The organism is Pantoea sp. VS1, assembly GCF_002207995.1.
Classification (GTDB): Bacteria; Pseudomonadota; Gammaproteobacteria; order Enterobacterales; family Enterobacteriaceae; genus Pantoea; species Pantoea dispersa.
In genome coordinates this window covers 1-10889 of sequence record NZ_NHZE01000065.1, presented here as the reverse complement: position 1 = coordinate 10889, position 10889 = coordinate 1, and the positions used below count along the sequence as shown (strand labels likewise).

Here is a 10889-nt window from a genome sequence, read left to right as displayed (position 1 = left end):
AAAGCAAGATCCGGTTCATCAAGATGAAAATAGCGCGCCAGCTGCACGTCATTGGGTTCTGCAACATAGCGACCATAATTCAGTTCCTGCTCAGTGGTCAGAAAATCAACGGGCATATCGACCTCCCTGCCTGAAGATCATAATTTAACAATTTAGCAACCGTCCGAAATATTATGATATTTGATACCTGTCAAAACCAGAGTGGGAAAGGGTATCAGAAATCGTAATTTTAGTATTATGATACCACTTTGTATCAAAAACGATTTGTGAGACTGAAATGGCGTTACTGGGCTATGCCAGGGTATCAACCAGCCACCAGAAGCTGACGCTCCAGGTGGCTGAACTGAAAAGTGCCGGTGTGCGCGAAGACCGGATTTTTACCGACATGATGACCGGGGCCACTGACGAGCGTGAGGGACTACAACGCCTGCTTGGCCGGGCAGAAAAAGATGACATCATCATCTGTACCAAAATGGACCGCCTCGGACGCAATACGGCTGATATGATCCATATCGTTGACGCCTGCTATAAAAAGGGGATCGCCATCCGGTTTCTGGAAAACGGCCTCAGTACGGAAGGTACTATGGGGAAAATGGTCATTCAGATCTTGGCAGCCGTGGCTGAAGCTGAGTGGGAGCGCATTCTGGAGCGAACCAATGAGGGACGGATTGCCGCAATGGCTTCCGGTGTCAGGTTCGGCAGAAAGCCTCATGGGGGCACTGTAAAAGCACTTGAGCTTATTCAGCAGGGCCAGCCCCTGAAGGCAGTATCTGAGAAAACAGGAATATCCCGCGCCACTTATTTCAGACTGAAAAAACGTTTTCAGCCCCCAAATTGACACCTCTCTCCTTTCCAGAATCAATTTTATTTACCAGTAAAATCATGGGTATAGAATTTCAATTAGTCTGAAGTAACTGCTCGCCAAAATGAGATGGATTTTCACTCGCGCAGAAGAAAGGTCGCATCAGGAGCATCTGGCAGGTGGAAAGTAAACAATAACTATTCTCACTTAATATAGCATGTGCTATATATTATAGCACATGCTATATGTGTTTTCTTTTTCGCCAAACAAGGAAATGTAAATGCTGAACAAAACCAGACGTTTCATGATTGCCTCTGTGGCAGTGGTCTCGTACGTACTGACAGCCATCCCGGCCATGGCTCAGGATGCAAAGCCTAAAAGGATCCTGACCACATTCACCATCCTGCAGGATATCGCGCAGAATGTGGCGGGTGATAAAGCCATTGTGGAGTCCATCACCAAACCCGGCGCGGAAATTCATGATTATCAGCCTACGCCGCTGGACATTGTGAAAGCGCAGTCCGCCGATCTGGTTCTGCGTAACGGATTCGGCCTGGAGCGCTGGTTCGATAAATTTTTCCAGGGCGTTCATGACGTACCGAGCGTCGTCGTCTCTGACGGCATTGAGCCTATGATGATTAAGGACGGTGAGTATTCAGGTAAGCCGAATCCACACTCATGGATGTCACCAGCGAATGCGGTAATATACGTTGAAAACATCCGTAAAGCGCTGGATAAGGTTGATCCGGAGAATGCCGCCACTTATGACCGCAACGCGGCAGAATACACAAAAAAACTTGAAGCCCTGAATGCGCCTATTTCCACCATGCTCGCGAAAATTCCGGCAAACGAGCGCACGCTGGTTTCCTGCGAAGGCGCATTTTCCTACCTGACGCGCAACTATCATCTCAATGAGCTGTATCTGTGGGGCGTCAACGCTGACGAAGAAGGCACGCCACAGCAGGTGCGCCGCGTCATCGATCAGGTACGCAAGAACCATGTACCCGCCGTGTTCTGTGAAAGTACGGTTAACGATAAAGCCATGAAGCAGGTGGCTTCTGAAACCGGCGCGAAATTTGGCGGAACGCTGTTTGTTGACAGCCTGACCACTGATGAAGGTCCGGCCCCCACCTACATTAAGCTTCTTGACTACAACGCTAAAACTATTCTGAAGGCATTCAATGTCAGCAATTAATGATAGTACCGATCGTGATTCTCTTTCGCCGGCTGTCAGCGTAGCAGACCTGAGTGTTTCTTACCGGGGCGGCAATATCGGCCTGTCAGATGTCAGCTTTGAACTCAGCAAGCCCACTATCTGTGGGCTCATCGGCATGAACGGAGCCGGGAAGTCGACGCTGTTCAAGGCGATTATGGGGTTCGTTTCGCCAACATCCGGTAAGGTTGAGGTCTGTCATCATCCCGTCAGATGGGCGCAGAAGCAGAACATTATCGCGTATGTTCCCCAGACCGAAGAAGTGGACTGGACTTTTCCTGTATCAGTGCATGATGTGGTGATGATGGGCCGGCAGGGCCGTATGGGCTTCTTACGTATCCCTTCTGAAAAGGATAAGGAAATCGTCGCAGACAGTCTTAAGCGTGTTGGTATGGAAGCGTTTGCAGAACGTCAGATTGGTGAGCTGTCGGGGGGCCAGCGCAAACGCGTCTTTCTGGCGCGCGCGCTGGCACAGCAGAGCAAGATTATGCTGCTTGATGAGCCGTTCACCGGAGTCGACGTGAAGACCGAGCACGCCATTATTGATATTCTGCGCGAGCTCAGGGAAGAGGGTCATATCATCATTGTTTCCACCCATAATCTGGCAAGTGTGCCTGGCTACTGTGATGAGGTGATGATGATCAACGTCACCCTGATTTCTTCCGGACCGGTGAGCGAGGTTTATACTCCGCATAACCTTGGCAAAACGTTTGGCGGAGCGATCAATCAGCTTCCGGTCGGTCTGGCATCTTCCGGGGTACAGGACGGCAGGGCGCCCGGCGGGGAAGGTGTGCCATCATGCTGAGTGAGTCTCTTCTGACACTGCTTGCGCAACCTTTCAGCTACACCTTCATGATAAAAGCGATGTTTGGTGGCGCAGCGGTTGGCGCACTGTGCGGCCTTTTATCCTGCTTTGTGACGCTAAAAGGATGGTCGCTGCTGGGTGATGCGCTCTCGCATTCTGTTGTGCCGGGTGTGGCTATTGCTGCGCTGGCCGGCGGTCCCTTTGCCCTTGGCGCCTTCGTGGCCGGGCTGCTGGCGGTGCTGGGGATTGGGTTGATAGAGCGCAATTCCGTACTGAAAAATGATGCCGTGATTGGCGTTGTGTTCACCGCTTTTTTTGCGGCAGGGTCATTTATTATTTCGGTATTCCCCACCAATATCCGTATCCAGACCATTCTCTTCGGTAATCTGCTGGGTATCTCCACGGCTGACCTGGTGCAGGTGGCAATTATTGGTGTCATCTGCATCGTCACGTTTGCGGTGAAGTGGAAAGACCTGCTGATTTACTGTTTTGACCCGAGTCACGCGCGGGCCATAGGACTTAACGTCAGCGCGCTGCACCTGCTGCTGCTGATACTGCTGTCTCTGGCTGCTGTTGCAGCGCTGCAGGCGGTTGGCGCATTACTGGTGGTGGCCATGCTGATTACACCCGGAGCAACCGCGCAGCTTCTGACGCAGAAGTTCTCCCGGATGTTATTCATTGCGCCTCTGCTGGCCGCACTGGCGTGCGCCGGGGGGGCCTATATCAGTTACTTCCTGGATGGCTCAACCGGAGGAGCTATCGTGGTGCTACAGACCGTAATGTTTATCCTGGCTTTACTCTTCGCGCCGGCAAAGGGCATCCTGGCAACCCGCCGCCGTAAAGCGATCAACAGGGAGGCGGCCCGATGAATTTCGACGTAATACTGGAATCGCTGCTTCAGCCGCTGCGGTATGACTTTATGCTGAAGGCGATGGCGACCGGCGTCTTTGTCTGTTCAGTGTGTGCGGTACTCTCCTGCTTTATTGTGCTGAAAGGCTGGGCGCTGATTGGTGATGCCATGTCTCACGCTATTCTGCCCGGGGTTATCTTCGCCTATATCATCGGCGTACCGATGGCCCTGGGTGCGATCGTCAGTGGCGTGGCCTGCGTAGTGATTGCCGGCGCAGCGCGAAATATGACCACGGTAAAACCGGACGCCCTGCTGGGGATTTCCTTTACAGGATTTCTCGGCGTGGGGATGATTTTACTGGTGGCAACGCCGGGTAACGTGCATTTCATGCATATCCTGTTCGGGAATCTGCTGGGAATTGAAACCAGCGTTCTCATCCAGACTGTCATCATCGGGACGCTGACGCTTCTGGCGGTGCTGATTATGCGCAAAGACCTCATTCTGTTCTGTTTTGACCCGTGTCAGGCCAGCGTCATCGGACTTTCGCCGGCCCGGCTTGAGCTGATTTTACTGGTTCTGGTTGCAGCCACGGCCGTGACGGCACTGCAGGTGACGGGCATCGTACTCGTTGTCGCCATGCTGATAGCCCCGGGGTGTATCGGATTCCTGCTCACCCGGCGTTTTTATCCCATGCTCCTGGTTTCAGTACTGTCAGCCGTTACCGCCACAGTCGTGGGAACGTTCGCCAGCTTCTGGCTGAACGGTGAAACCGGTGCAACCATCGTACTGGTGCAGGCTGTCCTGTTCCTGCTGGCATTCCTGTTTGCGCCGCGGAATGGAATGCTGCGGCGCAATAACTCCCACACCAGGGGTGATGACAAGGTGAGCGGAAAGCCTGTCTGATTCACGCCTTGTTTTGTGTTTATCAGGCGTTTCGCGGCGTCGGAGGCAAGGAGCCGCCGCAGAAGTGAAAGCAAAATCTGGCACCGCTGACGGCAGGTCATACTCAGGTTTGACGCAGGCGTCAAAGGGGCGATATAATTACTGTGTAGTCGGTTGACGCATGGAAAATCGCCGATGCCATGCAGATCAGCGCAAGCTGAACCGATGGGGAGAACGCTGGGCACGATGGTTTATTCGCATTAAGTTGCGGAAAGCCGCTCAGGGTGGCGTACCCCCGACTGATTACATCCTATCTGCCGTTTTTCAGAATGGCACGAGGCCTCGGAGGCGTGATACGCCGTTACCGGGGCCAAATTTTTTATGGTTACTTCGACTATCAGCATTCCCCGGTATTTTTCCTGCGTTTTACCAACCCGTAATACGTCTACTGAATTCAGTACGATGACCTGCTGATCGTGGGACTTCTGCACGGCCACCGTGCTGCGCGGGCTGAGTGCGGCAGTGAGCACGGTCGCACATTCCTGCCAGGTCAGCCGGTCCTTGCCCGTTCGCGCGGTAAGGATATGACTGATGACGTGCGGAAAGAAGGTAATGCCCCTGCCCGGCGGTGGCGGCCATCCCTGCCGGCTGCAGATCACCTTCAACTCGTTAAACTGCTTGTTCGTCAGAAGATAGGTAAAGAGCGGCGCACGCCACTCTTCCGCCGGCACGCCCGCGCCTGTCACTGACACACGATAAACCCATTCCGTATAGCGCGAAATCGCCTCGCGCAGCGCATCGTCCCCGACCGGCATCAGATATAATCCTGGATATAAAGGCTGTGATTATACGGCCGCGCCGGAACGGATGAAACTAACGGGACAATACCCGACTCAAGACGACGGGGCATCATTACCGGCCGCCTGCTGTCCCTCTGCCCCGTCAACTTCAGCTGGCGCCGGGCGATTTTCTTCCTGCCCGTACGGCAGTTCCCTGAGCCTGTCCAGCTCATAGCCAAACGACAGGGTAAACCCTTTGGGTGAGTCTCCGTTCAGCAGCCGGAACAGCCAGTCGGTTTTACTGGTCAGGGAAAGGTGCTGAATGTAGTGCTCCGGATGGTGAAAGCCGAGTTCCGGATCGCTCCGGTCCGGATGCCGGTAAAGCCAGGATTCAATCGGGACGTGGCTCAGCCGGGTTTTAACGTACGTCAGAAAGCGTAGCAGGTTGCCGCGACCGCCGCCGCCCATGCCGTCCTTGAGATAAAAGCGGGTTCTTTCATACCGGGCCTGCCATTTCGTTCCCGACCGGGCCAGGACGTATTGTGAGTCAGTATAACTACATGTCTCGCTGCGCCTAACTTTATTATTTTCCGTTTAATGAGTGCTGCGACTTCATAGATATAGTTATGTGACAGGCTGGAGATCGGATCGTCAATAACAATAAGTTTATTTTCCGGATGAATGGATTCGGGGGTGAGACTGCCGGAGCATGATTCTATGAAATAAAGGAAAGAAACCATTGTTTTCTCACCCTCACTGAGAGATTTGAATACTTCCGCCTTCTCAGGCTCGCTTCCCCGGCGCAGACGGTATAGTTTCATCTCAGCATCATGGCAGATGATTTCAAAGCCGTTGATCCCCAGTAACCTGAGATTCGCGTTGATACTGTCAATGGTGGGTTGTATGTCGGAGAGTTGTCCGGTCAGCGCATTCGTCTCGTCATCCAACTGCTTCTTGCTTGATTCGATGATCTCGCAATCGCGCAACCTACTGTTAATTTCATTCTGTAGCTCGCCAAGCTGCCTGTCACGTTCGGTAAAGAACTCTTCGCAAATCCCTCTGAGATGCGCCATGACATCAGCGTAAAGGGACTGTTTTTCTTGAGTGAAGTTTTCAGCCAGTCGGTTATTTTCCCGTACCCGGGTATTGAACGCGTCCACTTCATTCTGGAGTAAGAACAGGGGTTCCTTAAGGTTCTCAGGTTGTACCTTCAGAGACGGTTCTTTAATTTTATTAAGGAGTTGCTGTAACAAAATCTGAAAGCCTTTATTTACCGCTTTCACCAGAGATAAAATCTGACTTCCCTCATCAACAAAAGAATGGGTTGCAACGCGGTGTTCAAATTCGGCCATGGCATCACAGTCCTGAGCCAGTCCTTCAGCTGCCTGGCTCAGCCTCCCAAGAGATGTCTGATAAGACTCATCGAACATCTGAGTGAGTTCGCGCGAAAAGGCCCTGACATCAAAGGACTGGCGGCAGAACGGGCAAACATCGTCATGTATATAATGCTGCCCCTAGCGCACCCAGTCTGCATTACCAATTTTCTGGATGAGTGCAGAGAATTGCGTGCTGTTTGCAGTCATAACAGGTTCTTGCATCAGTATTATTGTTTCTTCCGTTAAGACAGTTGTTCGTGGAATATGAATTTCGCCGACAATCGTTCCTTCGCTTTGACTTAACATCCGCCATTTATCAGTCAGTTCATCAGTTGTGGTACGCACGTCTGAAAGTGGTGTTGCAACCATACGTTCGTAAAACGATCTTTTAATTTTGGCGCCATCAAGGAAATCGCTGAGGGTTTTCCTGTTATTGACTGTCCGGTTGAAAATATCCCTGGCACAGTGGTCGACGATCGTTTCTTTCATTCCTTCTTTTTGTGCAATCTCCTCATTAATTTTCTCCAGGCGGGCACTCAGTTTTGTTCTTTCTTTATTATTACTGTTTATTTTATCCTGGCTTTCCTGATTGGCCTCACTGAGAGTGAAGATTCCGGGCTGATAGTCCGCGCGGGCGAATTTACTATCAATGTATTCCTGATTAAAGACCTGAAAGTGGTTGATGTGCGGGCTCTCAAAGGCACAGTGACGGTATTGATCCGCCTGCCGGTCATAAAAATAACCTGACACCGTGGATTTCCCCGAGCCGTTCTGGCCATAGATGAGTGTCACCTTACTGCTGAGATCAAAGCAGATATCCCGGTCAGGCGCGTAGCTTCTTACGCCTCGGATCCTGAGTTGAGCCATTTTTTTCTCCTTATCCCTGAGTTCTTTGAGCCTTTCCATCGTAGCCCACTTTTCATTCTGGTTGTGCCATCCTGATCAGATTTATCTGAACCAATCTTGCGTTCCCAATCAGGCATGACAGGAAGTGATTACCTTCATGATTTGATTGAAGTAAAATTGCCTAAACAGCAACAATAAATATTATTTTGTGCACTTTTTTCAATAATGTTTTTTTAGCAAAAATAATGTTCAATTGCTGTCCTATGTGCATCAGTGCACTTCATCCTCAATGTAGATCCGAAAACCCCAAGAAGCGGATCGCGGCGATTTTCTGCGCAAATTTTTGGGACGAAATCATAAAATGTGCTATAATATAGTATGTTAAGGTTTGTTTTGTGCGTCGGAATCTTATCCTCTCACCTGTATTTCCTGCTACCCTCCGCTTAATTACTTCCGTAAAAGTCCGCATAAATGAATAAGTCGGATCCCGTATGGATAGCGTTCAGGTAATTGCATAAGTGACAGTTAGCAGGCGTGTAGTTTCATCCTTTCACATGATGTGATGGTGAATGCCACTTCAGTGATTATCAGGTTAAGAAAAAACACGGACGTGAATATTGATAAGGAAATTTTTTATGTGCAAGCGTTGTAGTAATTCCCGTCAGGGATATAAATCGGCTCATGAAGTCTGGGTAGCAACCGGACGAGCCCATACGTCACCATTATGGATAAGAGTGCTGTGACCATTCAGGAACCTGACTGCCCATGCTGGCATATCCGCACAGCTGATGATGTGAATCGCTACGGGTTTAACAGACACCCCAGAGTCATTTAGTGGAGTAACCCCAAGGCCATGGACAAATGATCCAGCTCCATTCCATTCAGAAACAGTATTCCGGCATGATGTTTACTCCCCTTAACGGAGGTTGTGCCGATGAAAAAGTCATGATTTACCGAAGTGCAGATTGTCTTTGTTCTGAAGCAGGCTGAGCCCGGTACGCCCATACCGGACGTCTGCCGCAGGCCGGGCATCTCCGACGCCACGTTCTTTGCCTAACGCAAAAAGTACGGTGGAATTTCTCCATCAGAACTGAAGCATATGCGGCAGCCCGGAAAGGAAAACCTTCGCCTGAAGAAGCTGGTTGCAGATTTGAACCCCGACAAGGCCATGCTGCAGGACGTACTGGCAAAAAAGAGCTGACGCGGGCAAGCTTGCGCAAGTGGGTCAGGGACTTACAAACCCGCTACGGTGCCAGTGAAAGACATGTATGCTTTGCGCTGAAGATCAACCGCAGTTTGTTCAGGTATCCCTCCGTTGCAGCAGAAGACAGCGCGCTGCGGGTTCGTATCAGGGAGATAACCGAAACCCGGGTCCACTATGACTACCGCAGGGTACACACATGCTGAAACGGGAAGGCTGACACCACGATCACAAGCGCATTTACCGGCTTTACCGCGAGCAGGGATTATCGCTGCGGCTGAAACGCCCCCGCCGCAATAAATCTGCGCTTTAACGTCAACCCCAGCCGCAGGGGCCGTATCCCGGTCACGTTTAGGGAAAGGCCTTTGTCTCCGGTGCGCTGTTTAAAGGTTGCCAGCTTCGCCTGCTGACGGTAATCGATCTCTTCACGCGCGAACGTCCGGGGACCTTCGTAGGCCAGAACCTGCGCTTTTCAGAAGTGGCTGAGATGCTGAACATCATCGCGTTGAGACGTCCGTTACCGCAGTTCCTGAAAACAGATAATTGCTCTGAATTTGCAGAAAAATGCCGGATAAGAAGATGTTCGAACGTGATATCCGGATTAACTTCTCACGGCCAGGTACTCCCACAGATAATGCCACGGTAGAATCACTCAACGGCAGGCTGCGTCAGGAGTGTCTGAAAGGGAACGGGTTTATGTCCATGGAGGATGCCCGGTACAAAATCGGGGCCTTGCGCATACACCATAACCCGAGTCGTCTCCATTCCGCGCTGGGCTGGATGACCCCAACAGAATTCACCGAAAAATCAGCCGGTTGTCAGAATAAGCATCCTGCCTGAAGCCGGTTATTCCTGATTATGCATGGATCATATTCCGGGTCAGGGTCACAAAATAACATTACTAACTGGTAATTGTCTAAGACTGGGGCAGGTCACAGTTCAGAGTCATATTAATGATCACCCAAAGCCTGATTTGACGCAGCAGACCACTGAGACAAAACCTTCTTAGTCAGCGATAAAATCTGAGCCGAACGACAGTTTTGCCGGAACTGTACCGTTAATCTTACCGGTGGAAAGACGCTGTAGTCAGACTGCACGACACGCGTACGCTGCACGTCTTGAACTGACTTTTCAGGCGGTGTTTCCATGAAAAAGGCGATTGCATACCTTCGTTTTTCCTCGCTGCAGCAGGCGAAAGGTGACTCAGCCAGGCGCCAGAAAAAACTTATCGGTGAATGGCTCATTCATAACCCTGATTATTACCTTGATCCTGTTACCTACGAGGACATGGGGCTGAGCGCCTGGCGTGGCCAACACGCCGTCCGGGGTGCCTTCGCCGTATTTATGGCAGCGGTTGAGCGGGGGCTCGTCGAGAGCGGTACGGTACTGCTGATTGAAAGCCTCGACAGGCTGTCACGCGAGAAAATCGGCGATGCCACAGGCCGTCTGCGGGCGGTGCTGGAAGCCGGCATTGACGTCGTCACGCTCAGCGATAATTTACGTTACACCCGCGGTTCACTGGACGACCCTTTTGCCATTATCAGGGCCATTCTGATTGCACAGCGGGCGAATGAGGAAAGCGAAATGAAGTCCAGGCGCATGCGCGCCGCCTGGGCGGAAAAGCGGAAGGCGGCTGCAGCGGGAACAATCATGACAGCGAAGTGCCCCTACTGGCTGAAGGTTAACGCTTCCCGCAACGGCTTTGACGTGCTGGAAGAGCGCGCAGAGGTAATCCGCTCAGTTTTCCACATGCGTCTTGAAGGCATGTCCTTTGTCAGGATCAGCTGCGCGCTGAACGCGCAGGGAAAGGAAAATCTGAAGGGAAAGGTATCACAGTGGAACTCATCATCCATCGAACGCCTGGTCAGAAAAAAGGCGGTAATAGGGTATCTCGTGCCGTCACATCAGTGCACCGCGACAGAGGCGGAGGAAATACCCGGGTACTACCCGCCAATCATTAGCGAAGAGGATTTTGTGCGCGCGCAGCTGATGTACCGGGAACCGGAAAGCCGCAGGGATGGTAATTTTAACCCTTACCTCATCAATATTTTCCGCGGGCTGATGCGGTGCGGCCTCTGCGGTCATGCGGTCATCCTGACCGGAATCTCGGTAAAGGGCTATGGCTACTACGTATG

8 protein-coding genes and 2 pseudogenes are annotated in these 10889 nt (G+C 51.6%); 7 read left to right on the top strand and 3 right to left on the bottom strand.

Annotated elements, in window-relative coordinates; genetic code table 11:
* Positions 1-277: 277 nt before the first annotated feature.
* The 5 genes from CBW22_RS22410 to CBW22_RS22390 all read left to right on the top strand — a co-directional run bounded on the left by CBW22_RS22410 (position 278) and on the right by CBW22_RS22390 (position 4573).
* A complete protein-coding gene (locus CBW22_RS22410; protein WP_088517911.1) occupies positions 278-838 on the top strand; it encodes a recombinase family protein in 561 nt (186 codons plus the stop codon).
* Positions 839-1082: 244 nt separating this feature from the next.
* Positions 1083-1997 (top strand): metal ABC transporter substrate-binding protein, encoded by a 915-nt coding sequence (locus CBW22_RS22405; protein WP_088517910.1) that lies wholly within the window; start codon positions 1083-1085, stop codon positions 1995-1997.
* A complete protein-coding gene (locus tag CBW22_RS22400) occupies positions 1984-2820 on the top strand; it encodes a metal ABC transporter ATP-binding protein (protein ID WP_088517909.1) in 837 nt (278 codons plus the stop codon). Before CBW22_RS22405 ends, CBW22_RS22400 begins: the two co-directional genes overlap by 14 nt.
* Before the next feature lie 11 nt (positions 2821-2831).
* Positions 2832-3689: a metal ABC transporter permease gene (locus CBW22_RS22395; protein WP_141097349.1), complete on the top strand. Its 858-nt coding sequence runs from the start codon at positions 2832-2834 to the stop codon at positions 3687-3689.
* A complete protein-coding gene (locus CBW22_RS22390; protein ID WP_088517907.1) occupies positions 3686-4573 on the top strand; it encodes a metal ABC transporter permease in 888 nt (295 codons plus the stop codon). Before CBW22_RS22395 ends, CBW22_RS22390 begins: the two co-directional genes overlap by 4 nt.
* 239 nt (positions 4574-4812) lie before the next feature.
* Here the strand turns inward: CBW22_RS22390 and CBW22_RS22385 are convergent, their stop codons facing one another.
* The 3 genes and pseudogenes from CBW22_RS22385 to CBW22_RS22375 form a co-directional block, all read right to left on the bottom strand.
* Positions 4813-5367 (bottom strand): hypothetical protein, encoded by a 555-nt coding sequence (locus CBW22_RS22385; protein WP_088517906.1) that lies wholly within the window; start codon positions 5365-5367, stop codon positions 4813-4815.
* A gap of 78 nt (positions 5368-5445) precedes the next feature.
* A complete protein-coding gene (locus CBW22_RS22380) occupies positions 5446-5799 on the bottom strand; it encodes a hypothetical protein (protein WP_088517905.1) in 354 nt (117 codons plus the stop codon).
* Positions 5760-7574, bottom strand: a pseudogene (locus tag CBW22_RS22375) (AAA family ATPase). The gene CBW22_RS22380 and the pseudogene CBW22_RS22375 overlap by 40 nt, the downstream one beginning before the upstream one ends.
* A 937-nt stretch (positions 7575-8511) precedes the next feature.
* Between CBW22_RS22375 and CBW22_RS27070 the strand changes: the two are divergent.
* Both CBW22_RS27070 and CBW22_RS22360 read left to right on the top strand, forming a co-directional pair.
* Positions 8512-9594: pseudogene (locus CBW22_RS27070) on the top strand (IS3 family transposase).
* Between the two features lie 306 nt (positions 9595-9900).
* A partial coding sequence (locus tag CBW22_RS22360) for a recombinase family protein (protein WP_141097347.1) occupies positions 9901-10889 on the top strand: 989 nt, incomplete at its 3' end.

What these genes read in the sequence shown, in the direction of transcription:
- CBW22_RS22400 (WP_088517909.1), top strand. Translation starts at nt 1,984, where the DNA reads ATGTCAGCAATTAATGATAGTACCGATCGTGATTCTCTTTCGCCGGCT.
- CBW22_RS22405 (WP_088517910.1), top strand. Translation starts at nt 1,083, where the DNA reads ATGCTGAACAAAACCAGACGTTTCATGATTGCCTCTGTGGCAGTGGTC.
- CBW22_RS22390 (WP_088517907.1), top strand. Translation starts at nt 3,686, where the DNA reads ATGAATTTCGACGTAATACTGGAATCGCTGCTTCAGCCGCTGCGGTAT.
- CBW22_RS22385 (WP_088517906.1), bottom strand. Translation starts at nt 5,367, where the DNA reads ATGCCGGTCGGGGACGATGCGCTGCGCGAGGCGATTTCGCGCTATACG.
- CBW22_RS22380 (WP_088517905.1), bottom strand. Translation starts at nt 5,799, where the DNA reads ATGGGCGGCGGCGGTCGCGGCAACCTGCTACGCTTTCTGACGTACGTT.
- CBW22_RS22410 (WP_088517911.1), top strand. Translation starts at nt 278, where the DNA reads ATGGCGTTACTGGGCTATGCCAGGGTATCAACCAGCCACCAGAAGCTG.